This window comes from Citrobacter sp. Marseille-Q6884 (assembly GCF_945906775.1).
Classification (GTDB): domain Bacteria; phylum Pseudomonadota; class Gammaproteobacteria; order Enterobacterales; family Enterobacteriaceae; genus Citrobacter.
In genome coordinates this window covers 142,834-164,842 of record NZ_CAMDRE010000002.1, presented here as the reverse complement: position 1 = coordinate 164,842, position 22,009 = coordinate 142,834, and the positions used below count along the sequence as shown (strand labels likewise).

Sequence of the window (22,009 nt, the reverse complement as noted above, 5' to 3'; positions counted from 1 at the left end):
TAAGTGTGCGCAAGGGGGGAAACGGGCGTCATTATAAAGAATCTGACGCACAGACGAAACCGTTTGCGTCGAAATAAAATCACGGCCTTCTGTTGTCATCAAATGCGGTCTGATTTCTGAATGAGTTGCCAACTGACGCAAGTTTAAGCAAAATGCCGCACATTAATGACTAATTCACTTCTTAATCACGACAACAGCAGGCTGAGACAACGCACGGTTCAGAGAATTAACTAATTGAAAAAATTAAAGATTAATTATCTGTTCATCGGCATATTGACGCTGCTGCTGGCAGCGGCCCTCTGGCCATCTATCCCCTGGTTCGGTAAAGCCGACAATCGTATCGCCGCGATCCAAGCGCGGGGAGTGTTGCGCGTCAGTACCATAGACTCACCGTTAACGCACTCCACGCTCAACGGCAAAACGTTTGGCCTGGATTATGAGCTGACCCAACAGTTCGCTGACTATTTAGGTGTGAAGTTAAAAATCACGGTGCGCCAGAACATCAGTCAGCTTTTTGATGACCTGGATAACGGTGAAGCGGATCTCTTAGCCGCGGGTCTGGTCTACAACAGTGAACGCGTTAAAAACTATCAGCCTGGCCCCACCTACTATTCTGTTTCACAACAGCTGGTGTACCGGGTCGGGCAATATCGTCCCCGCACGCTTGCTACTGTGAATGAAAATCAGCTGACCATCGCGCCCGGGCACGTTGTGGTAAACGATCTCCAGCAGCTAAAAGAGAAAAAATATCCCGATCTCAGCTGGAAGGTGGATGACAAAAAGGGAACGACGGAACTGCTTGATGAGGTCGTCGCCGGTAAACTGGACTACACCATTGCCGATTCAGTGGCTATCAGCCTGTACCAGCGCGTACACCCTGAACTGGCCGTCGCGCTGGATGTCTCCGACGAGCAACCTGTGACCTGGTTTAGTCCTCTGGATAACGACAATACCTTGTCCGCCGCCCTGTTGGATTTCTTTAACACCATGAATGAAGACGGTTCGCTGGCGCGGCTGGAGGAGAAATATCTGGGGCATGGCGATGATTTTGATTATGTCGATACCCGCACTTTTTTACGCGCGGTAGATAGCGTATTGCCGGATCTCAAACCTTTGTTTGAAAAGTATGCCCAAGAGATAGACTGGCGACTGCTCGCGGCGATCGCTTATCAGGAGTCGCACTGGGATGCGCAGGCAACCTCCCCCACCGGGGTTCGCGGCCTGATGATGTTAACGAAAAATACGGCCCAGAGTCTGGGGCTGACAGACCGGACGGACGCAGAACAGAGCATCAGCGGGGGCGCGCGTTATCTGCAGGATATGATGAGCAAGGTACCGGATACCGTCCCGGAAGGAGAACGTATCTGGTTTGCGCTGGCGGCCTACAATATGGGATATGCACATATGCTGGATGCGCGGGCGCTGACGGTAAAAACCAAAGGCAACCCGGACAGCTGGGCCGACGTTAAGCAACGTCTGCCGCTGCTCAGTCAAAAGCCCTATTACAATAAACTGACCTATGGCTATGCCCGTGGGCATGAAGCTTACGCCTATGTAGAAAATATTCGTAAGTACCAGATAAGCCTGGTAGGGTATCTGCAAGAGAAAGAAAAACAGGCGATAGAAACACAGCAACTGGCGCAGGATTACCCGGCGGTTTCTCCGGCAGAGCTTTTAGGGCATGAGAAATTCCCGCTCTCTGAATTCCTCTCTCAGACGTCAGCGAACTATCTGACCCACTCCCCTTCTCTGCTTTTTTCTGCGCAGAAGAAGGAGGAGGAGAAATAGTTTTACCGAATGACCATCAGGCGGTCATGCCACGATTTACAGACTGGCAGATTTCTTCAGGGCTTTGATTTCCTGGCGACGCATACGGAAGAAATCACTCAGCAGCGCAGCACATTCATCCCGCAGTATACCTTCTGTGACCTCAACCCGATGGTTCATACCCGGGTGATGCAGCACATCAATTAACGAACCTGCAGCGCCGGTTTTCGCATCACGGGCGCCAAAGACCACCCGACCAATTCGACTGTGCACCATCGCACCTGCGCACATTACACACGGTTCCAGGGTGACATACAGCGTGGCATCCAGTAAACGGTAATTTTGTAGCACCAGCCCCCCCTGACGCAGCGCCATGATTTCAGCATGCGCGGTGGGATCGTGGTGTCCAATCGGTCGGTTCCAGCCTTCGCCAATAACGCGATTGTTATGTACCAATACCGCGCCAACCGGGACTTCACGCTCATCCCAGGCACGCTTAGCCAGCGTTAAAGCATGACGCATCCAGTATTCGTGGCTAAATTCACTCTCAGACAAAGGCAGAACTCCAGTAATAAAAGCGGGCGCATTATACACAGACGCTATCGTTTACTCTATTCGAGTTGCTGCAACTCCCCGCGCGGCGTGACGCGCCAGCGATGCTGGCAGAAAGAGAGGAGCGGATTGTCCTGCTTGCTGTCGCTGTAGCCACTGTAAAGGTGCAGCGGCGCGCCAATCTGACGTTCCAGTTGGATCACTTTCTCATGACCCAGACAGCGCAGCGGCAGTACCCAGCCGCCGTAGCCCCGGGCCATTTGACTGGCGATAATGTTCACGCGCGGTAACCAGGGGGTGTCAAAGTAAACCTGCTCAACCAGCGATTGCGGAGAGCCGGTAATCAACCAGATATCGGCATCAGAGCTTAACAGATAGGTCGTTAGACGCTGTTGCACCAACGGAAAGGCCGTAACGTGTTGGCGAAACCAGCGAACAAAATCCGCCTGATGGGCTTTCAGGCGCGCTTCACGGCGACCAAACGTGCAGCCCCACAGGAGCAGGCTCATTGGCCAACGGGCGGCGCGCCCTTTTATCAATAACGCGACAGCAATAACCGGTAGCAGGGGCAACACGAGCAGCGCATTCAACGGTTGGCGACGCAGCAGATAACGCAGAAAACTACCAAACATATCCTGCTGGTGTAACGTACCGTCCAAATCAAAAAATACAACGCGACGCTCGTGGTTGGTCAAAACTTAGTCCTCTGGATCGTTGAACCCCAATAGCCAGGTAAACAGGAACCCGGCGATAACCGCTACCAGATAGCCTAACAGATAGAGCATCACTTTTCCGGCAACAATCGTCAGTGCCAACGGTAATCCCGAGATACCAAAGGTGATGACCGTCGCGACCTTCCAGTAACTGATCAGCGCGCCACCTACCGCTCCGCCAAGACAGGCACCGATAAACGGCTTGCCCAGCGGCAACGTGACGCCGAAAATCAACGGCTCGCCAATGCCCAATAATCCTACCGGCAATGCACCTTTAATCACTTTCTTCAGGCGTGCGTTGCGGGTTTTCATCAGTACGGCAATCGCCGCGCCAATCTGCCCCACGCCTGCCATCGCCAGGATGGGGAAAAGCGCGTTATAGCCATGTGCCTGCACCAGTTCAACATGGATAGGTACCAGTCCCTGATGAAGGCCGGTAAGCACTAACGGCAAAAATGTGCCAGCCAGCACCGCACCGACCAGAAAACCGCCGCGATCGATAGCCCAGGACGCGCCGTGAGCAATGGATTCCGAAATCCAACCCCCGAGCGGTTGCAGCGCCACAATCGCAATCGTTCCGGTAATGATGGTGGTCAACAGAGGATTCAGGATCAGCTCAAGCGATCCCGGAAGCACCTCGCGGAATTTACGCTCGATCCAGCACATCAGCGCCACGACCAGCAGCACCGCGATCACCCCACCGCGCCCTGGCTGCAATGCTTCGCCAAACAGGGTAATCTGCGCCAGTTGCGGGCTGGAGAGGATACCCGCCATGACACCGCCCATCGCCAGAGAACCGCCAAACACTTTGGCGGTATTCACCCCAACGAGAATGTTCATAATGGCAAACACGGCGCTGCCGAAGATCCCCATCAGCCCCAGCATATTCGGATAATGGGTCGCAAAATCCCCCACAATATCCGGACGTTTGAGGATGTTAATAATGCCGGTAATCAAACCAGAGGCGATAAACGCCGGAATAAGCGGAATAAAGACGTTTGCCAGCTGACGCAGCGCATCGCTCATGGGCGCTTTGTACTTCGCTTTGGCCTGAGAACGATTGCGCTCAATGTCACCCACATCCTGATGTTCGCCACCGTCTGCAATCAACGAGCGCATGGCGTCCACCACTTTCGCCGCCTTACCTGGCCCAACAATAATCTGATGCTGCGCCCCCTGTTTGACATAGCCGCTGACGCCCGGCAACTGCTTTAACCGCGCAATATCCAGTTGGCCATCATCCTGTACTTCCACTCTGACGCGTGTCATACAGTTTTCCAGGCGCAGAATGTTTTTTTCTCCGCCAATCCCCAGCAGGATGTTGCTGGCAAGCACCGCCGTTTTGTCCATGTCTACCCCTTAGTGTTCTAACGCCGCGCGTAAAAAACCCTGGTGAGCGGCAAGTTTGGCTCTGGCTTCAGCGGCATCACCCCCGGTCAACGCCATCAGAATTGCGGGTTTAACCTCAAAGTCAGTTTGCTTCAGCAGCGCCTGGGCCTCCTCACGCGTGATGCCAGTTGCTTCCACCACCATGCGACATGCGCGATCAACCAGTTTGATGTTGGTCGCTTTCATATCCACCATCAGGTTCTGATACACCTTGCCGAACTTCACCATTGCCCCGGTGGAGATCATATTGAGCACCAACTTTTGCGCAGTGCCGGATTTCAGGCGCGTAGATCCCGTCAGAGCCTCCGGGCCAACCACCGGAGATATCGCGATGTTGGCTTCACGGGCAATGGGAGAATCCGGGTTACAGGAAATCGCAACCGTCGTGCAGCCTGTCGAACGGGCATACTTCAGACCGCCAATCACATACGGGGTACGCCCGGAAGCGGCCAGGCCAACCACCAGATCCTGTGCGGTGAGGTTAAGCGCACGCAGATCGTCTTCCCCTAGCTGCGGATTGTCTTCCGCCCCTTCAACCGCCTTCAGCAACGCGCCCGGACCGCCGGCAATCAGCCCGACAACCAGGCCGTGCGGTACGCCAAATGTCGGCGGGCATTCAGACGCATCCAACACGCCAAGGCGCCCGCTGGTACCCGCCCCCATGTAAATAATGCGCCCACCCGCTTTTAGCGCGTCAGCTGCCGCATCAACCGCCTGCGCAACTTCAGACAGAGTTGCTTTTACTGCTTCCGCTACCAGCGTATCCTGCTGATTAAAACGATGAACCAGCTCAAGCGTAGACAACGCATCCAGATCCATCGTCTGCGGGTTGCGGGTTTCTGAAACTAACGCACCAAGATTCATTTTTTGTTCCTTAGGAATTTTTAATTCATAATAATCCGTCATAATGGAATATTATATTCACCCAGGCGAGTGAAATTTTGTTTTGTAATCGCCATCACGTTTTCGCCAGGAGACAGCATGAACTGTTTGATTCGCATTCGTCAGCGTTACCCGGACCTCGCACAAAGCGATAAAAAGCTTGCAGATTATCTCCTTGCCTACCCGGACGATGCGCGCCATCTCAGCTCACAGCAACTGGCTTCGGAAGCTGGCGTCAGCCAGTCCAGCGTCGTGAAGTTCGCGCAAAAAATGGGATTTAAAGGGTTTCCGGCATTAAAACTGGCAATCAGCGAAGCGCTGGCCAGCAATCCTAATCCGCATTCCATTCCGGTGCACAATCAGATCCGCGGTGACGATCCCATGCGTCTGGTTGGCGAAAAACTGATTAAGGAAAACGTGGCGGCAATGCATGCCACACTGGATATCAACAGCGAAGAGAAACTGATGGAGAGCGTCATGATGTTACGCTCTGCCCGACGCATTATCCTGACCGGTATTGGCGCTTCAGGTCTGGTTGCCCAGAACTTTGCCTGGAAGCTGTTGAAGATTGGATTCAATGCGGTTGTTGAACGCGATATGCACGCGCTGCTGGCGACGGTGCAGGCGCTTTCGCCCAATGATCTCCTGCTCGCCATTTCGTATACCGGAGAACGACGTGAGCTAAACCTGGCAGCAGATGAAACGTTACGGACCGGGGCTAAAATCCTCGCGATCACCGGATTTACCCCCAATGCCCTGCAACAGCGAGCAAGTCATTGCTTGTATACGATTGCCGAAGAACAAGCCACGCGCAGCGCCGCGATTTCATCAACGCATGCACAAATGATGCTCACCGATTTACTGTTTATGGCGTTGGTTCAGCAGGATCTGGAACACGCGCCGGAGCGTATACGCCACAGCGAAGCGCTGGTAAAAAAACTGGTCTGAGCAAAGAATGCGCGTATAATGCCCGCCCGATTTGTGATGTTTTGAGAGTTTCCTGATGGCCCTGTTAATCACCAAAAAGTGTATCAATTGCGATATGTGTGAACCCGAATGTCCGAATGAGGCCATTTCGATGGGTGACAGTATCTATGAGATTAACAGCGACAAATGTACGGAATGCGTGGGCCATTACGACACACCAACCTGCCAGAAGGTGTGCCCGATCCCCAATACGATTTTGAAAGATCCGGCACATGTGGAAACAGAAGAACAGCTGTGGGATAAGTTTGTGTTGATGCATCACGCGGACAAACTTTAACTCTCGATAATCACCGTGGCGCAGGCGTAATGACGTTCATCGGCCAGCGTCACATGCATATGTGCGACACCGAGTTTTTCCGCCAGTTTTAACGCCTCGCCCCACAAACGCAGACGCGGTTTGCCAAGCTCATCGTTAAACACTTCGAACTGATTGAACGCCAGCCCGTTACGAATACCGGTTCCAAAGGCTTTTGCCGCCGCCTCTTTTACCGCAAATCGCTTCGCCAGAAAACGCACCGGCTGCTGATGCGTTTCCCAGATAGCCCATTCGTTATCGCTCAGGACTCTTCTAGCCAGACGATCGCCGGACCGGGAGAGCACCCCTTCAACGCGGGCAATCTCCACGATATCCGTGCCTAATCCCAGAATCGCCATTAGCCACGCGCTTCCAGCATCAGACGCTTCATTTCGACTACCGCGTCCTTCAGACCACTCATCACCGCACGCCCGATAATCGCATGGCCAATATTCAGCTCGTGCATTTCCGGGATACGCGCAATGGCTTTGACGTTATGGTAGGTCAGGCCATGGCCCGCATTCACCTTCAGGCCAAGACTGGCGGCAAAGGTCGCGGCCTTCGCAATACGCGCCAGCTCAGCGGCCTGCTCAGCATCGGTTTTCGCATCCGCGTAACAGCCGGTATGAATTTCAATGAATGGCGCGCCAACATCAGCAGCGGCTTTAATCTGCTCTTCATCTGCATCGATAAACAGCGAAACCAGGATACCGGCATCGGCAAGACGCTTGCAGGCGTCACGCATTTTGTCACGCTGTCCGGCAACGTCCAGGCCACCTTCGGTGGTCACTTCCTGACGCTTTTCCGGCACCAGACAGCAAAAATGCGGTTTTGTCTCAACGGCGATAGCCAGCATCTCTTCCGTCACGGCCATTTCCAGATTCATACGCGTATCGAGCGTTTGACGCAGAATGCGCACATCTCTGTCAGTAATATGACGGCGGTCTTCGCGCAGATGAACGGTGATGCCATCTGCCCCTGCCTGTTCAACGATAAATGCAGCCTGAACCGGATCCGGATATGCGGTGCCGCGGGCATTACGTAAAGTAGCAATGTGGTCAATGTTGACGCCTAACAGTAATTCAGCCATGACAATCCTCGTTAATCATTATCCCCGTCATATTTCAAATTGCAGGTGGGTTTCCTGCGACTCAAATGCGTTAGGGTGTGTTTGTTTTTACTGTGCGTTTTGGCATAAATTGCCGGAACAGTTCCCGGCTTTTTAACGGTTTGCCACCAAGATACGGCTTTAACGCCATACGGGTAAAGCGTTTCGCGGCACGTAGCGTATCAGCATCCGGAAATTCTCGCGACTCAAGCGCTTTCAAATGCCGCCCGGTAAAGGTGCTGTTATCAATCACCACGCTGGCGATAAATCCTTTCTCTTCACGATAGCGATAGGTCATGGTGTCATCCACCGGCTCGCCGCTACCGGCACAATGGGTGAAGTCCACGCCATAACCCAGATGACCGAGTAAGGCCAGTTCAAAGCGACGCAAGGCAGGTTCCGGCGAACCGGTCGCACCAGCCAGCGCCTGGATGCAGTTCAGGTAATCGAAGAAAAGCGCAGAAAAACGGGTCTCATACTCCAGCACGCGAGAGATGAGCTCGTTGATATACAGTCCGCTGTAAAGCGTGATACCGCTAAGAGGCAGAGCCAGAGAGACGGCTTCCGCGCTACGCAGGGTTTTCACCTCACCACGTCCGCCAAAGCGAAGTAATAAAGGGGTAAAAGGCTGGAGTGCGCCTTTAAGATTGGAACGTTTGGAACGTGCGCCTTTCGCCACAAGGCGCACACGGCCGGACTCTTCCGTGAAGACGTCCAGTACGAGACTGGTTTCGCTCCACGGGCGGCTATGCAGGACAAAAGCGCGTTGCCATCCTTCCATCATACCCGCCGTCTTTCAAGTTGCAGGGATTTAGACGTCGTCGCCGTAACCGAGACTGCGCAGCGCGCGTTCGTCATCGGCCCAGCCGGATTTCACTTTCACCCACAGTTCCAGGTGCACAGGCGCTTCGAACATTTCCTGCATGTCTTTACGCGCTTCGATACCGATGGTTTTAATTTTGGCCCCTTTGTTGCCAATCACCATCTTCTTCTGCCCTTCACGTTCAACGAGGATCAGACCGTTGATGTCGTAACCACCGCGTTCGTTAGAGATAAAACGTTCAATCTCAACGGTGACGGAATACGGCAGTTCAGCACCGAGAAAACGCATCAGCTTTTCGCGGATAATCTCAGAGGCCATAAAGCGCTGAGAACGATCGGTGATGTAATCTTCCGGGAAGTGATGAATCGCTTCCGGCAGATGCTTACGCACGATGCCCGCGATGGTATCGACATTCAGGCCGGTTTCCGCAGAGATCGGGACGATATCGAGGAAGTTCATCTGGCTTGCCAGGAACTGCAGATGCGGCAGCAGATCGGCTTTCTCTTGCACGTTATCCACTTTGTTGACAGCCAGAATAACCGGCGCTTTACCGTCGCGCAGCTTATTGAGCACCATCTCGTCATCCGGCGTCCAGCGTGTGCCTTCCACGACAAAAATAACCAGTTCAACATCACCAATAGAGCTGCTCGCCGCCTTGTTCATCAGGCGGTTAATGGCACGTTTTTCTTCCATATGCAGACCCGGGGTATCGACATAAATCGCCTGATACGCGCCTTCGGTATGGATACCAACAATACGGTGACGTGTTGTCTGTGCCTTACGTGAGGTGATGGAAATCTTCTGCCCAAGCAGATTATTCAACAGGGTGGATTTACCCACGTTCGGGCGACCGACGATGGCAATAAATCCGCAATAGGTTTTCTCTTCGCTCATTCCAGCTCCAGTTTCTTCAACGCCTGTTCGGCGGCAGCCTGCTCAGCCTTACGACGGCTTGAACCTGTGCCAACCACCGGTTCACTCAGGCCGCTGACCTGGCAGTGGATAGTAAATTCTTGATCGTGTGCTTCGCCACGGACCTGCACCACCAGATAAGACGGCAGCGGCAGGTGGCGACCCTGCAAATATTCCTGCAAACGGGTTTTCGGATCTTTTTGTTTATCGCCCGGACTAATTTCATCCAGACGGGTTTGATACCAGTTAAGGATCAGTTGCTCAACCGTCTGAATATTGCTGTCGAGGAAAACACCGCCGATTAATGCTTCGACGGTATCCGCCAGGATCGATTCACGACGGAAACCGCCGCTTTTCAGCTCGCCCGGCCCCAAACGTAAACATTCACCGAGGTCAAATTCACGGGCTAACTCAGCCAGCGTATTTCCACGTACCAGCGTCGCACGCATACGGCTCATATCCCCTTCATCCACACGTGGGAAACGGTGATACAGCGCATTAGCGATAACAAAGCTCAAAATAGAGTCGCCTAAAAATTCTAAACGCTCGTTATGTTTGCTGCTGGCGCTACGGTGAGTTAATGCCTGCTGCAACAGCTCCTGATGATTAAAAGTGTAGCCCAGCTTCCGTTGAAGCCGATTAATTACGATGGGGTTCATGCGATACCAATAAATGAATGCGTCAACAATCCAGCACACGAAACAGACCTGATATACGCAATTCGGTGAGCCATTTCGGCGTGACCTGAATGCTTTTGTATACGAACCAACGCTGTTTCGTGTGCCGTGGCAACCTGACGGTGCCAACCTAAAACTTCGGGGGAATATTCTATACACAACGACAAGGGATGTCGTTAGTCTGCGGGAATTTATCCGAGAAATAATTCACGCTGTCGCCATAATGACGACAACGTGAACGATTATCAGCAATTAGTGAATCCCGCCAATACGGCTTAAACGAACGCCGGTCGGCCATTCACCTTCTTGCTTGTCGAAACTCATCCAGATAGCAGTCGCTTTACCCACCAGATTCGCTTCCGGTACAAATCCCCAGTAACGGCTGTCCGCGCTGTTATCACGGTTATCACCCATCATGAAGTACTGTCCCGGCGGAACGATCCAGGTCGCGAGTTGCTGACCCGGCTGACGGAAATACATTCCTACCTGATCCTGCGCGATCGGCACGGTCAGAATACGGTGCGTAACGTCGCCCAGTGTCTCTTTACGCTCGGACAGACGAATTCCGTTGTCTTTCGTTTCATTTAACGGGACTTCGAAGAAACCGCTGGTCGCTTCACCACCGTTACGACGGGCAAACGTCTGCACGAAATCACTCGGCTGAACATCAGAGTACGTTACCGGCAATGCGTTTTCACACGCCTGACCAGAACGGCAACCAGGCTGAATGGTAACCTCTTTAGCCACCGGATCGTACGTGACTTTATCGCCTGGTAAACCAACAGCGCGTTTGATGTAGTCCAGACGCGGATCTTCCGGGTATTTAAAGACCACGATATCACCGCGTTTCGGATGACCCGTTTCAATCAACGTTTTCTGGTAAATGGGATCTTTAATTCCGTAGGCAAATTTCTCCACCAGAATAAAATCACCAATTAACAGTGTCGGCATCATCGAACCCGACGGGATCTGGAACGGCTCGTAAATAAACGAACGCACCACCAGCACAATGGCCAGTACCGGGAACACGGATGCACCGGTTTCCAGCCAGCCTGGCTTAGGGGCGACTTTTTTCAGCGTTGCTTTATCCAGTGAATCACCCGCAGCGGCCTGTGCCGCTGCCTGACGCTCCCGACGTTTTGGCGCAAAGATAAATTTATCGATGCACCATAAAATGCCCGTCACCAGTGTGGCAATCACCAGAATCAGGGCAAACATATTCGCCATGCCAACTCCTTAGGATTATTTGCTGTCTTTACCGACATGCAGAATGGCGAGGAACGCTTCCTGCGGCAGTTCGACGTTACCGATCTGCTTCATGCGTTTTTTACCTTCTTTCTGTTTCTGCAGCAGCTTTTTCTTACGGCTAATATCACCGCCGTAGCACTTCGCCAGAACGTTTTTACGCAGCTGTTTAACCGTTGAACGCGCGATAATGTGCGTACCAATGGCCGCCTGAATCGCAATATCAAACTGCTGACGAGGGATTAGATCTTTCATCTTCTCGACCAGTTCACGGCCACGACTCTGAGAGTTATCGCGGTGCGTAATCAGCGCCAGCGCATCGACACGTTCGTTGTTGATGAGAACATCCACACGCACCATGTCAGACGCCTGGAAGCGCTTGAAGTTGTAGTCCAGCGACGCGTAGCCACGAGAGGTAGACTTCAGACGATCGAAGAAGTCGAGAACCACTTCCGCCATCGGGATTTCATAGGTCAGCGCCACCTGGTTACCGTGGTAAACCATGTTGGTCTGGACGCCACGTTTCTCGATACACAGCGTAATAACGTTACCGAGGTAAGCCTGTGGCAGCAGCATATGACACTCGGCGATCGGCTCGCGCAGTTCGTAGATGTTGTTCAGCGGCGGTAGTTTGGACGGGCTATCGACGTAGATAGTCTCTTTCGCCGTGGTTTCGACTTCGTAAACTACGGTCGGCGCGGTCGTGATCAGATCCAGATCGTACTCACGCTCCAGACGCTCCTGGATGATCTCCATGTGCAGCAGACCCAGGAAGCCACAGCGGAAGCCGAAGCCCAGCGCGGTAGAACTTTCTGGCTCGTAGAACAGAGAAGCATCGTTAAGGCTCAGCTTACCCAGCGCATCACGGAAGTTTTCGTAATCGTCGGAGCTGACCGGGAACAGGCCGGCGTAAACCTGCGGTTTCACCTTTTTAAAACCTGGCAGCGCTTTATCCGCCGGGTTGCGAGCCTGCGTCAGCGTATCGCCGACCGGTGCGCCAAGGATGTCTTTAATCGCACAAACCAACCAGCCCACTTCACCGCACTTCAGTTCGGTACGGTCAACCTGTTTCGGTGTGAAGATCCCCAGACGGTCAGCGTTGTAAACCTGTCCGGTACTCATCACTTTGATTTTGTCGCCTTTGCGCAGGGTGCCATTTTTAATACGCACCAGCGAAACGACGCCAAGGTAGTTATCAAACCAGGAGTCGATAATCAGCGCCTGTAATGGACCTTCCGGGTCACCTTCCGGCGGCGGAATGTCGCGCACCAGGCGTTCCAGTACGTCGGTCACGCCAACGCCGGTTTTTGCCGAGCAACGCACAGCATCCGTCGCATCGATACCGACGATATCTTCGATCTCTTCCGCTACACGCTCAGGGTCAGCGGCAGGCAGGTCAATTTTGTTCAGTACCGGCACCACTTCAAGATCCATTTCCATGGCGGTATAGCAGTTAGCCAGCGTTTGCGCTTCAACACCCTGCCCGGCATCAACAACCAGCAGTGCGCCTTCACAGGCGGCAAGCGAGCGGGAAACTTCATACGAGAAGTCAACGTGGCCCGGGGTGTCGATAAAGTTAAGCTGATAGGTTTCACCATCAGATGCTTTGAAATCGAGCGTCACGCTCTGCGCTTTGATAGTAATACCGCGCTCACGCTCAAGATCCATCGAGTCGAGAACCTGCGCTTCCATTTCACGGTCAGACAGGCCACCGCAGATCTGGATAATACGGTCAGACAGCGTCGATTTACCGTGGTCGATGTGAGCTATGATTGAAAAGTTACGTATGTTCTTCATATAGAGTAATTATTGTGCCTTACGCCTGGTTCGACAGGCTCTGAGAAGTCGCTGTTCTGAGCTTAACGTCTGTTTAAGTGAAACGCCGCATTCTACACTACAACGCTGAGGCGAGGAAATGTTCATAGAGCAAGGATAGCGGGAACTGGAAACAACTTTGCAAAGTCGGTGAAACTTTTGTCGGATGGCGGCGAAAAGAGCTTATCAGGCCTGGTGTGGGGATACCCCGCAGGCCTGATAAGTTTGCGTCATCAGGTAACGGTATTATTGAGATGTTTCAGAGACCGGGCTTTCGACGCGCAGTAAATCTGGCGGAAGAGCCACGTTGAGAATAACCGGTTGCCAGGCTTCGCGTACTGCCAGCTTGCGCGAATAACCACGAGCGATGAGGAATCCTCCCACGCCACCCAGCACCGCACCGCTTAATGCCGCGAGATCGCTACCAAACAGAACCTGAAACAGCGCCGCAATCATGAACAGCCCCGCCAACGGAGACAGGTAAACCAGCATTGCCGACCCTAATAAGCTTCCCTCGGCTATGCCCAGTTCGACTTTTTGTCCGGGGGCCAGCGGCTCTGCGCTGGGCACCACAATGGTATGCGTCGTCTGGGGTCCCAGTTTATTCAGCACACGGCTGCCGCATCCGGCCCGTGAGGCGCAACTGCTGCACGAAGCTTTGACATCGCAGCTAACCGTCGCCAGACCATTCTGCCAGGAAACCACCGTTGCCCACTCTTTAATCATTGTGCGGCCCTGAACTTGATATTGTCTGCAATGCGTTTCGCCGTTTGTGGTGGAAGCTCACCGACAATGGTGATTTCTGCATTATCTCGCACACTGGTGCTGACGGTACGACGTCCGGTTCGCAGCAACTGATCGGAGCTGTTTTGCTGCGCACGATTCACGTTGACAGAGAAGCTGAACAGGCCATCAGAATACAGGCGTGATTCAATGGGCATGTTATCCATCGTCGGGAGCGGACGACGACTGCTGGAAACCTCGCTAAAACCTTGCGGTAGCCACGACGGACTCCAGTTGAAGTTTGTTTTCTCCCCAGCCGGTACGGACAGCAACGGCGGCAGATTCGCTTTCGCCAGCGTTTGCATGCTGTCTCCGACACCGCTATTCACGATAAAGGAGATGACGCGGAACTGTTCCAGCGTTTCGCCATCGCGATCAAGAAGATCGACACGCATCGGCAGCTTGGTTTCGGTGTCCATCCAGACAATGTAGCTGTAACGGGTACCGTCACGCGCCACAACGCGAATCACTTCACAGAGTCTGTCAGCAATGCGGGTACGCCCCACTGAGATAAAATCATAGTAGGGAGCAAGACGTTTAAAATCGGTGTAAATCAGGGATGGCAGAGAATCAACGATGTAGTCGCCGTTCAGCGTAAACGGTTCGAGCCCAGGCTCAAAGTAGCTGATTTCGTTCCCACGTTGTACCACTTCCCGACGCGGCCCATCCATTTGCAACAGTTGCGCAAGAGGACGGTTATCCAGGCGAGCATGGCGATAACGTAGGGATTCAACACCCTGTTTATTGATGCTGACAAATGACAGCTCATAGGTTAGCGACTGGCTGGCCAGATTCATCTGCTGCAACAACGCCCCGGACGCGGGATTGGCCGAGGCGTTTACAGAGAAGAACAGGCTACCAGCCACAAGTGACATGGCAAACCAAAGTTGCTTCATTACTGCGATTGCGTTCCTAAAGTTTGAATTCCTGGCACCTGTACAGCGGCTTGCTGTGTTTGCGCCTGCTCAAACTGAAGCTGTTCGGAGTGCAGTCGGCGCTGCAGTTCGTAATCCTGCAACATGGCATTGATACGACGACGCTGCTCCTGCACCTGCTGTTGCTGACCGCCATTGGCCGTCGCGTCAGAAGGTACACCCAGGCTCACCGGGCTGGCTTTACCCATCATCGGTAATGTATTAAATACCGGTGTTTCGGGCTGCTGGGACGTTTCAGATTGCCCATTATAGTGCTGGACACCAACGATAACTGCAAGTGATACGCACGCAGCCACACCCATTTGGGTCAGTTGCGCTGCCCACGGACGCATTTTCTTCCAGAATGGCATTTTCTGCCACTGATGCGGTGCTGGCTGGGCCTCAGGAATCAAAGGCGCCGTCTGACGCACTGGCTCATCTGCAATGGCAGCCATTACGCGGGCGGAAATATCGAAATGGAGAACGTCGGCGGTATCACCTCGCATGGAGTCGCGAATCAGGTGATAACTCTCCCAGGTTTTTTGCATTTCCGGGTCGTGAGTCAACTCTTTGAGTAACTCAGTGTCCAGCGTTTCGCCATCCATTAAAGCGGAAAGTTTTTCTTTCTGCATGCCTAATACCTTTTCCAGTATCCCGCTATCGTCAACGCCTGATAAGCGGTTGAACTTTATTATCAATAGCTTCCCTCGCTCGGAAGATACGAGAACGCACCGTACCCACCGGACAATCCATGATAGCGGCTATTTCTTCATAGCTCAGGCCATCCAGCTCCCGTAAGGTTATTGCCATACGTAAATCTTCCGGGAGGGACTCAATAGTTCGGAAAACTATCTGTCTCAGTTCTTCTGACAACATTAAGTTCTCAGGGTTCGAAATTTCTTTCAGTGCTCCGCCACTTTCGTAGTTTTCTGCTTCAATAGCATCTATATCACTGGAAGGTGGACGACGCCCCTGAGCGACCAGGTAATTCTTCGCTGTATTGACTGCAATACGATACAGCCAGGTATAAAAAGCACTATCTCCCCGGAACGAGTCCAGCGCACGATAGGCCTTAATAAATGCTTCTTGCACCACATCGGGAACATCTCCCGACGGCACATAGCGGGAAACCAGACTCGCCACTTTATGCTGATAGCGTACTACCAGTAAGTTAAAGGCTTTCTGATCTCCCTTCTGGACCCGTTCAACCAGGACCTGGTCCGTTAACTGCTCGCTCATCCGAGGTAAAGTCTCCCCAAACCAAATTTCCACGCGCTTTCGAAACGCCACTCCATCAGCTGCACTATGAGCAAGCAACGACTTAGAGTGCTCAAGTTTCGTAAAGTTCCGTTACGCATTTGTTTTTGTTTGTCATGTTGTAGACAGGTCTTATCTCTCATTATAAGTCTACATAACCCGATCAACGCACTATCTGTATAGAAATGCCCATTTACCGCTTGCAGAGTAACCCAACAGCCGCTTTATTTCATCACATAATCTGATGCTAACGGCCTGCTTCACAAAATATTTTTGCGCTTTTACTCCCCGCGATGCTTTTCTTTCCTGTTTAGTCATTGCAACACAATTCAAAATAAAACGTGCAGTACTGCGCAATGTGGTGCTATGGTGACCAAACACTGTTTAGTAAATTAAACAAAAATCATGAACACAACGCCTGAATTATCCTGTGATGTACTGATCATTGGCAGCGGGGCTGCCGGACTCTCACTGGCGCTGCGCCTGGCAGAAAAACATCAGGTCATCGTCCTGAGTAAAGGGCCCGTCAGCGAAGGCTCAACGTTTTATGCTCAGGGCGGTATTGCCGCTGTTTTCGATGAAACTGACAGTATCGATTCTCACGTCGAAGATACGCTGATTGCCGGTGCCGGCCTTTGCGATCGTCACGCGGTTGAATTCGTTGCCAGCAATGCTCGCACGTGCGTACAGTGGCTCATCAATCAGGGGGTCTTGTTTGATACGCAGGTGCAACCTAATGGCGAGGAGAGCTATCACCTGACCCGCGAAGGCGGTCATAGCCACCGACGGATCCTGCATGCAGCCGATGCGACCGGCAAAGAAGTCGAAACCACACTGGTGAGCCAGGCGCAAAATCATCCCAATATTCAGGTACTGGAGCGCAGTAACGCTGTAGACCTGATTATCTCTGACAAAATCGGTCTGCCGGGTACGCGTCGGGTTGTCGGGGCCTGGATATGGAACCGTAATAAAGAAACCGTCGAAACCTGTCATGCAAAATCCGTTGTACTGGCCACCGGCGGCGCATCAAAGGTTTATCAGTACACCACCAATCCAGATATTTCATCAGGTGATGGCATCGCAATGGCATGGCGTGCAGGATGCCGCGTTGCCAATCTCGAATTTAACCAGTTTCACCCAACTGCGTTGTATCACCCACAGGCGCGCAATTTTCTGCTGACTGAAGCGCTGCGTGGCGAAGGAGCACACCTGAAACGCCCGGATGGCACACGCTTTATGCCTGACTTTGATGAGCGTGGTGAACTGGCTCCGCGCGATATCGTCGCCCGAGCCATTGACCACGAAATGAAGCGCCTGGGCGCTGACTGTATGTACCTCGACATCAGCCATAAGCCAGAAGAATTTGTGCGTCAGCATTTCCCAATGATCTATGAAAAACTGCTGGGGCTGGGTATCGATCTGACCAAAGAACCGGTGCCGATAGTCCCTGCTGCGCACTATACCTGCGGTGGCGTAATGGTCGATGACTTTGGCCGTACCGATGTGGACGGTTTGTATGCTATCGGCGAAGTGAGTTATACCGGGCTGCATGGCGCCAACCGTATGGCGTCAAACTCATTGCTGGAGTGTCTGGTATACGGTTGGTCAGCGGCTGAGGATATCGACCGACGAATGCCTTACGCTCGCGGTGTCAGCGCCCTTCCCGGCTGGGATGAGAGTCGGGTAGAAAACCCGGATGAACTGGTTGTCATCCAGCATAACTGGCATGAGCTGCGCCTGTTTATGTGGGATTACGTCGGCATCGTACGCACGACGAAACGTCTGGAACGTGCTCTGCGCCGTATCACCATGCTGCAACAGGAAATCGATGAGTATTACGCCCATTTCCGCGTGTCGAATAACTTGCTGGAGCTGCGCAATCTGGTGCAGGTTGCGGAACTTATTGTGCGCTGCGCAATGATGCGTAAAGAGAGTCGGGGCCTGCATTACACGCTGGATTATCCAGAGCAACTTCCTGCATCCGGCCCCTCGATTCTCTCGCCGTTAAGTCATCACATAAACAGATAAAAGGCCTGGGTCAGCGCCGTGTAACCTTCAGAATAACGCTGGTCTGGTCCACGGATCACCAGTCTGTCGCTAAAATACTCCCCGGCCTGCGGGGAGAAAGCGAGCAGTACACGATGCGGTAACCGGGCCTCGGTTTCCGCAACATCGGTACGCAAACGCAGATGCCATCCCATACTCAATGCCTGCTGGGTAAATGCATTACCAATCTGCTCCGGCAGCACCACACAAAAAAATCCCTCTTCTGTAATGCTATTCGCCGCCAACGTTAATAATGCTTCGTGATTAAGTGCAGTCGTGTAGCGAGCCTGTTCGCGCTGCGGCGTGGCGCACTCTACTCCCTGCTCATAATAGGGTGGGTTGCTAATAATCAAATCGAAACGCACAGTCTGGCGAGGTATCCACTGCTGAGCATCTTCGGTATGGACTCTGACGCGCTGCCCCCACGGAGATTGCAAGATGTTTTCCTGCGCCTGCTGCGCGGCATCAACATCCAGTTCCACAGCATCAATAATGACGTTTTCATCTGTACGTTGCGCCAGCATGAGGGCTAACAGACCGCTTCCAGTACCAATATCAAGGATCCGTTTTACGCCCGCGACAGGCGCCCAGGCCCCCAATAAAATACCGTCAGTGCCGACTTTCATTGCGCAACGATCGTGTGCCACAAAAAACTGCTTAAAAGTAAATCCATTACGTCGAACAACGGATGTAGACTGGGGCATGAAAAACGACCTTCCTGGGAAAAAAACGAAAACATAGGATAAAAACAATACCTGAGAAGGTATATCCATACAAACAGATGAAGATTGCAGCCGTAACGTCTATAATCAGCGCCCCACACAGAGGTAGAACATGACTGTAACGACTTTTTCCGAACTTGAACTCGATGAAAGCCTGCTGGATGCCCTCCAGGAAAAAGGTTTCACTCGCCCGACCGCCATTCAGGCTGCCGCCATTCCGCCTGCGCTCGATGGCCGTGATGTACTCGGTTCTGCGCCGACAGGCACCGGTAAAACGGCGGCATATTTGCTGCCAGCGTTGCAGCACCTGCTCGACTTCCCACGCAAGAAATCCGGTCCACCGCGCATTTTAATTTTGACGCCGACCCGCGAACTGGCGATGCAGGTTGCCGAACACGCCCGTGAACTGGCCAAAAATACGCACCTGGATATCGCCACCATTACCGGTGGCGTGGCTTATATGAACCACATGGAAGTCTTTAGCGAAAACCAGGATATCGTGGTCGCCACTACAGGTCGTTTGCTGCAATACATCAAAGAAGAGAACTTCGACTGCCATGCAGTTGAAACGCTGATCCTTGATGAAGCCGACCGTATGCTGGACATGGGCTTCGCTCAGGACATCGAGCATATTGCCGGTGAAACCCGCTGGCGTAAGCAGACCATGCTGTTCTCTGCCACGCTGGAAGGCGATGCGATTAAAGATTTTGCCGAGCGTCTGCTGGAAGATCCGGTTGAAGTTTCTGCGGATCCGTCCACGCGCGAACGCAAGAAGATCCATCAATGGTACTACCGTGCCGACAATATCGAGCATAAAACAGCGCTGCTGATCCATCTGTTAAAACAGCCGGAAGCGACCCGCTCCATTGTCTTTGTGCGTAAACGCGAGCGTGTGCACGAACTGGCAGGCTGGCTGCGCCAGGCAGGGATCAATAACTGCTATCTCGAAGGCGAGATGGTGCAGATTAAACGTAACGAAGCGATCAAACGACTGACCGATGGTCGCGTGAACGTGTTGGTGGCGACCGACGTTGCGGCACGCGGTATCGATATTCCTGACGTCAGCCACGTATTTAACTACGACATGCCGCGTAGTGGTGACGCCTATCTGCACCGTATTGGTCGTACCGGTCGCGCGGGCCGTAAAGGCACTGCGATTTCTCTGGTTGAAGCGCATGACCATCTGCTGCTCGGCAAAGCGAGCCGCTATATTGACGAACCGCTGAAGGCTCGCGTTATTGACGAACTACGTCCAACAACCCGTGCGCCAAGTGAGAAATCTAACGGCAAGCCATCCAAGAAAGTGCTGGCGAAGCGCGCCGAGAAAAAAGAAAAAGATAAAGAGAAGCCGCGCGTGAAGAAACGTCACCGCGACGCCAAAAACATTGGCAAACGTCGTAAGCCGAGCGGAACAGGCGCTCAGCAATCCGACAAAGAGTAAGCATGATGCCGGGCCTTTAGCCCGGCATTTTTTCATTCGCCATAAAACTCTCTTCAACACATTCCATAAAAACCCGCATGGCCGGGCTGACCGCTTTCCCGGCATGATGTGCACACAATGCGGTTATCGACTCAGGTTCTTCACAGAACGGTAATTCAATCAGTGCCCCCGTGCTAAGCTCCCGTTCGACGGCAAAACGGGGTAAAAAGCTGATCCCAAGGTTCGCCATAACACACTGCTTGATGCTCTCAATGCTCCACAGTTCAATGGTGTTTTCCAGTGTAATCTGACGCTGGCGCAGCAAGCCTTCAAAGCGCTGCCTGAAAATACATTGTGGTTCATTGATGATAAAGCTACAGGGAATATGCTGGCTATGTTGAGTGAAATCAGCGTGCTGAATGTTCGGAGACGCCACCAGGACCAGGGATTGTTCACCCAGCGGCAGCATCTCAAGCGCATCATCTTTGCCGACGCGATAAAACACCCCCAGATCGACCTCATCATCCAGCAATGCATCGCGAATGACATAACAGTTGAGTGACTGTAAGGACAACCGCACATTCGGTGCACGCTGTTTAAATCGCTGTAAAACCTGCGGCATTTTATATGCCAGAAGGGTTTCACCTGTTGCGACACGCAGCTCGCCGCTGGGCGGCGCATCTTGTCTTGCCACCTGGCGGATCGATGACATCACCCGGCTCAGTTCATGCACATGTGGCATGAGTTTTTTCCCTTCACTGGTAAGGCACATCCGACGGCCAATTTTTTCGAACAATTGCAAAGAGAGTTCTTGCTCAAGTTGTTGAATATGAAACGTAACGGTTGATTGCGTACAACACAGTTTTTGCGAAGCCCGAAGGAATGACCCTTCTTCTACCACCGTTTTCAGCGTAATAAACCGACGTAAATCCATTCCCACCAACCTATCGATATTATTGAACCCAGGATTTAAAAACATTCATTTTTTTAAATGTTTCATGTCGGGTACTGTCTGCTAAAACAGAGGAGATAACAAGTGACCCCCACTCTTTTAAGCGCATTCTGGACCTATACATTGATTACAGCCCTCACGCCGGGGCCCAATAATATTCTCGCGCTTAGCGCAGCGACTTCGCACGGATTTCGTCAGAGTACGCACGTGTTAGCGGGAATGAGCCTGGGCTTTTTGATCGTGATGTTGCTGTGTGCAGGGATTTCATTCTCGCTTGCCGTCATTGATCCGGCTATCGTCCACTGGCTCAGTTGGGCGGGGGCGGCGTATATCTTATGGCTGGCATTGAAAATAGCCACCAGCAAGGCCTCAAACGATAGCCTCGAGGCGAAACCCATTAGCTTTTGGGCGAGTTTCGGTTTGCAGTTCGTGAACGTAAAAATCATCCTGTATGGCATCACCGCGTTATCCACATTTGTTCTGCCGCATACAAGAGAGCTGAGCTGGGTTATTGGCGTTAGCGTGTTACTGGCGTTGATAGGCACATTCGGCAATGCCTGCTGGGCGCTGGCTGGCCATCTTTTCCAGCGCATCTTTCGCTGCTATGGACGGCAATTGAATGTCATTCTGGCATTACTGCTGGTGTACTGCGCAGTGAGGATTTTTTACTAAATGATGTAAAAAAGCGGACGGTGTACTGACACCGTCCGCTTTTTAATTATCTGATTATCGGGACTGTTACCCCGGGAG

General features: G+C 52.6%; 24 protein-coding genes. 6 read left to right on the top strand and 18 right to left on the bottom strand.

Going from position 1 to position 22,009, the window contains the following annotated elements:
- Positions 1 to 234 precede the first annotated feature (234 nt).
- On the top strand, positions 235 to 1,788 hold the full coding sequence (gene mltF / locus N7268_RS15830; protein WP_260863651.1) for a membrane-bound lytic murein transglycosylase MltF: 1,554 nt from the start codon (positions 235 to 237) through the stop codon (positions 1,786 to 1,788).
- 36 nt (positions 1,789 to 1,824) lie between these two features.
- Here mltF and tadA read toward each other — a convergent pair whose 3' ends face one another.
- Genes tadA through murQ form a run of 4 tightly spaced genes read right to left on the bottom strand, consistent with a single transcriptional unit; the run spans position 1,825 to position 5,285 of the window.
- Complete coding sequence (tadA, locus tag N7268_RS15825; RefSeq protein ID WP_260863650.1) at positions 1,825 to 2,361, bottom strand: tRNA adenosine(34) deaminase TadA; 537 nt, start codon at positions 2,359 to 2,361, stop codon at positions 1,825 to 1,827.
- 17 nt (positions 2,362 to 2,378) lie between these two features.
- The gene (yfhb, locus tag N7268_RS15820; RefSeq protein WP_198903300.1) at positions 2,379 to 3,014 is read right to left on the bottom strand and encodes a phosphatidylglycerophosphatase C; all 636 of its coding nucleotides are present in this window, start codon (positions 3,012 to 3,014) and stop codon (positions 2,379 to 2,381) included.
- 3 nt (positions 3,015 to 3,017) lie between these two features.
- On the bottom strand, positions 3,018 to 4,382 hold the full coding sequence (locus tag N7268_RS15815; protein ID WP_260863649.1) for a PTS transporter subunit EIIC: 1,365 nt from the start codon (positions 4,380 to 4,382) through the stop codon (positions 3,018 to 3,020).
- A 9-nt stretch (positions 4,383 to 4,391) separates the two neighbouring features.
- Entirely contained in the window at positions 4,392 to 5,285 is an 894-nt protein-coding gene (gene murQ / locus N7268_RS15810) for an N-acetylmuramic acid 6-phosphate etherase (protein WP_260863648.1), read from the bottom strand.
- Positions 5,286 to 5,402: 117 nt separating this feature from the next.
- On the opposite strand from murQ, the gene N7268_RS15805 reads away from it, so the two are divergent.
- Both N7268_RS15805 and N7268_RS15800 read left to right on the top strand, forming a co-directional pair.
- The gene (locus N7268_RS15805) at positions 5,403 to 6,251 is read left to right on the top strand and encodes a MurR/RpiR family transcriptional regulator (RefSeq protein WP_260863647.1); all 849 of its coding nucleotides are present in this window, start codon (positions 5,403 to 5,405) and stop codon (positions 6,249 to 6,251) included.
- 55 nt (positions 6,252 to 6,306) lie between these two features.
- Complete coding sequence (locus N7268_RS15800; protein ID WP_003037590.1) at positions 6,307 to 6,567, top strand: YfhL family 4Fe-4S dicluster ferredoxin; 261 nt, start codon at positions 6,307 to 6,309, stop codon at positions 6,565 to 6,567.
- Here the strand turns inward: N7268_RS15800 and acpS are convergent.
- The 12 genes from acpS to rseD form a co-directional block, all read right to left on the bottom strand.
- The gene (gene acpS, locus N7268_RS15795; RefSeq protein WP_198903296.1) at positions 6,564 to 6,944 is read right to left on the bottom strand and encodes a holo-ACP synthase; all 381 of its coding nucleotides are present in this window, start codon (positions 6,942 to 6,944) and stop codon (positions 6,564 to 6,566) included. The two genes, N7268_RS15800 and acpS, sit on opposite strands and share 4 nt — an antisense overlap.
- A complete protein-coding gene (gene pdxJ, locus N7268_RS15790; protein ID WP_260863646.1) occupies positions 6,944 to 7,675 on the bottom strand; it encodes a pyridoxine 5'-phosphate synthase in 732 nt (243 codons plus the stop codon). The genes acpS and pdxJ overlap by 1 nt, the downstream gene beginning before the upstream one ends.
- Before the next feature lie 70 nt (positions 7,676 to 7,745).
- Entirely contained in the window at positions 7,746 to 8,474 is a 729-nt protein-coding gene (gene recO / locus N7268_RS15785) for a DNA repair protein RecO (RefSeq protein ID WP_260864686.1), read from the bottom strand.
- 30 nt (positions 8,475 to 8,504) lie between these two features.
- The gene (gene era / locus N7268_RS15780; RefSeq protein WP_198903294.1) at positions 8,505 to 9,410 is read right to left on the bottom strand and encodes a GTPase Era; all 906 of its coding nucleotides are present in this window, start codon (positions 9,408 to 9,410) and stop codon (positions 8,505 to 8,507) included.
- On the bottom strand, positions 9,407 to 10,087 hold the full coding sequence (gene rnc, locus N7268_RS15775; protein WP_198903293.1) for a ribonuclease III: 681 nt from the start codon (positions 10,085 to 10,087) through the stop codon (positions 9,407 to 9,409). Before rnc ends, era begins: the two co-directional genes overlap by 4 nt.
- Positions 10,088 to 10,357: 270 nt before the next feature.
- Positions 10,358 to 11,332, bottom strand: a complete 975-nt coding sequence (gene lepB / locus N7268_RS15770) for a signal peptidase I (protein WP_260863645.1) — start codon at positions 11,330 to 11,332, stop codon at positions 10,358 to 10,360.
- Between the two features lie 15 nt (positions 11,333 to 11,347).
- Positions 11,348 to 13,147: a translation elongation factor 4 gene (lepA, locus tag N7268_RS15765; RefSeq protein ID WP_198903291.1), complete on the bottom strand. Its 1,800-nt coding sequence runs from the start codon at positions 13,145 to 13,147 to the stop codon at positions 11,348 to 11,350.
- A gap of 264 nt (positions 13,148 to 13,411) precedes the next feature.
- Positions 13,412 to 13,891: a SoxR-reducing system protein RseC gene (gene rseC / locus N7268_RS15760; RefSeq protein WP_260863644.1), complete on the bottom strand. Its 480-nt coding sequence runs from the start codon at positions 13,889 to 13,891 to the stop codon at positions 13,412 to 13,414.
- A complete protein-coding gene (gene rseB, locus N7268_RS15755) occupies positions 13,888 to 14,844 on the bottom strand; it encodes a sigma-E factor regulatory protein RseB (RefSeq protein ID WP_260863643.1) in 957 nt (318 codons plus the stop codon). The genes rseC and rseB overlap by 4 nt, the downstream gene beginning before the upstream one ends.
- On the bottom strand, positions 14,844 to 15,494 hold the full coding sequence (gene rseA / locus N7268_RS15750) for an anti-sigma-E factor RseA (protein WP_198903288.1): 651 nt from the start codon (positions 15,492 to 15,494) through the stop codon (positions 14,844 to 14,846). The genes rseB and rseA overlap by 1 nt, the downstream gene beginning before the upstream one ends.
- Positions 15,495 to 15,525: 31 nt before the next feature.
- Positions 15,526 to 16,101: an RNA polymerase sigma factor RpoE gene (gene rpoE / locus N7268_RS15745; RefSeq protein WP_003037573.1), complete on the bottom strand. Its 576-nt coding sequence runs from the start codon at positions 16,099 to 16,101 to the stop codon at positions 15,526 to 15,528.
- Positions 16,098 to 16,262, bottom strand: coding sequence for a rpoE leader peptide RseD (rseD, locus tag N7268_RS15740; protein ID WP_198903287.1), 165 nt, complete (start codon positions 16,260 to 16,262; stop codon positions 16,098 to 16,100). Before rseD ends, rpoE begins: the two co-directional genes overlap by 4 nt.
- A 262-nt stretch (positions 16,263 to 16,524) precedes the next feature.
- On the opposite strand from rseD, the gene nadB reads away from it, so the two are divergent.
- The gene (gene nadB, locus N7268_RS15735) at positions 16,525 to 18,147 is read left to right on the top strand and encodes an L-aspartate oxidase (RefSeq protein ID WP_260863642.1); all 1,623 of its coding nucleotides are present in this window, start codon (positions 16,525 to 16,527) and stop codon (positions 18,145 to 18,147) included.
- On the opposite strand, the gene trmN is transcribed toward nadB, so the two are convergent.
- The gene (trmN, locus tag N7268_RS15730; protein ID WP_260863641.1) at positions 18,132 to 18,869 is read right to left on the bottom strand and encodes a tRNA(1)(Val) (adenine(37)-N(6))-methyltransferase TrmN; all 738 of its coding nucleotides are present in this window, start codon (positions 18,867 to 18,869) and stop codon (positions 18,132 to 18,134) included. The two genes, nadB and trmN, sit on opposite strands and share 16 nt — an antisense overlap.
- Positions 18,870 to 18,999: 130 nt before the next feature.
- On the opposite strand from trmN, the gene srmB reads away from it, so the two are divergent.
- Positions 19,000 to 20,328 carry an ATP-dependent RNA helicase SrmB gene (gene srmB, locus N7268_RS15725; RefSeq protein ID WP_198903284.1) on the top strand — a complete coding sequence of 443 codons (1,329 nt, stop codon included), beginning with the start codon at positions 19,000 to 19,002 and terminating at the stop codon, positions 20,326 to 20,328.
- Between the two features lie 16 nt (positions 20,329 to 20,344).
- On the opposite strand, the gene N7268_RS15720 is transcribed toward srmB, so the two are convergent.
- Positions 20,345 to 21,241, bottom strand: a complete 897-nt coding sequence (locus N7268_RS15720) for a LysR family transcriptional regulator (protein ID WP_260863640.1) — start codon at positions 21,239 to 21,241, stop codon at positions 20,345 to 20,347.
- Positions 21,242 to 21,343: 102 nt separating this feature from the next.
- Between N7268_RS15720 and eamB the strand changes: the two genes are divergently transcribed.
- On the top strand, positions 21,344 to 21,931 hold the full coding sequence (gene eamB / locus N7268_RS15715) for a cysteine/O-acetylserine transporter (protein ID WP_260863639.1): 588 nt from the start codon (positions 21,344 to 21,346) through the stop codon (positions 21,929 to 21,931).
- Positions 21,932 to 22,009: the final 78 nt, after the last annotated feature.

Excerpts from the sequence above, each read along its gene's own strand:
- N7268_RS15815 (WP_260863649.1), bottom strand. The coding sequence starts at position 4,382 with ATGGACAAAACGGCGGTGCTTGCCAGCAACATCCTGCTGGGGATTGGC.
- murQ (WP_260863648.1), bottom strand. The coding sequence starts at position 5,285 with ATGAATCTTGGTGCGTTAGTTTCAGAAACCCGCAACCCGCAGACGATG.
- N7268_RS15805 (WP_260863647.1), top strand. The coding sequence starts at position 5,403 with ATGAACTGTTTGATTCGCATTCGTCAGCGTTACCCGGACCTCGCACAA.
- N7268_RS15800 (WP_003037590.1), top strand. The coding sequence starts at position 6,307 with ATGGCCCTGTTAATCACCAAAAAGTGTATCAATTGCGATATGTGTGAA.
- acpS (WP_198903296.1), bottom strand. The coding sequence starts at position 6,944 with ATGGCGATTCTGGGATTAGGCACGGATATCGTGGAGATTGCCCGCGTT.
- pdxJ (WP_260863646.1), bottom strand. The coding sequence starts at position 7,675 with ATGGCTGAATTACTGTTAGGCGTCAACATTGACCACATTGCTACTTTA.
- recO (WP_260864686.1), bottom strand. The coding sequence starts at position 8,474 with ATGGAAGGATGGCAACGCGCTTTTGTCCTGCATAGCCGCCCGTGGAGC.
- era (WP_198903294.1), bottom strand. The coding sequence starts at position 9,410 with ATGAGCGAAGAGAAAACCTATTGCGGATTTATTGCCATCGTCGGTCGC.
- rnc (WP_198903293.1), bottom strand. The coding sequence starts at position 10,087 with ATGAACCCCATCGTAATTAATCGGCTTCAACGGAAGCTGGGCTACACT.
- lepB (WP_260863645.1), bottom strand. The coding sequence starts at position 11,332 with ATGGCGAATATGTTTGCCCTGATTCTGGTGATTGCCACACTGGTGACG.
- lepA (WP_198903291.1), bottom strand. The coding sequence starts at position 13,147 with ATGAAGAACATACGTAACTTTTCAATCATAGCTCACATCGACCACGGT.
- rseC (WP_260863644.1), bottom strand. The coding sequence starts at position 13,891 with ATGATTAAAGAGTGGGCAACGGTGGTTTCCTGGCAGAATGGTCTGGCG.
- rseB (WP_260863643.1), bottom strand. The coding sequence starts at position 14,844 with ATGAAGCAACTTTGGTTTGCCATGTCACTTGTGGCTGGTAGCCTGTTC.
- rseA (WP_198903288.1), bottom strand. The coding sequence starts at position 15,494 with ATGCAGAAAGAAAAACTTTCCGCTTTAATGGATGGCGAAACGCTGGAC.
- rpoE (WP_003037573.1), bottom strand. The coding sequence starts at position 16,101 with ATGAGCGAGCAGTTAACGGACCAGGTCCTGGTTGAACGGGTCCAGAAG.
- rseD (WP_198903287.1), bottom strand. The coding sequence starts at position 16,262 with ATGAGAGATAAGACCTGTCTACAACATGACAAACAAAAACAAATGCGT.
- nadB (WP_260863642.1), top strand. The coding sequence starts at position 16,525 with ATGAACACAACGCCTGAATTATCCTGTGATGTACTGATCATTGGCAGC.
- trmN (WP_260863641.1), bottom strand. The coding sequence starts at position 18,869 with ATGCCCCAGTCTACATCCGTTGTTCGACGTAATGGATTTACTTTTAAG.
- srmB (WP_198903284.1), top strand. The coding sequence starts at position 19,000 with ATGACTGTAACGACTTTTTCCGAACTTGAACTCGATGAAAGCCTGCTG.
- N7268_RS15720 (WP_260863640.1), bottom strand. The coding sequence starts at position 21,241 with ATGGATTTACGTCGGTTTATTACGCTGAAAACGGTGGTAGAAGAAGGG.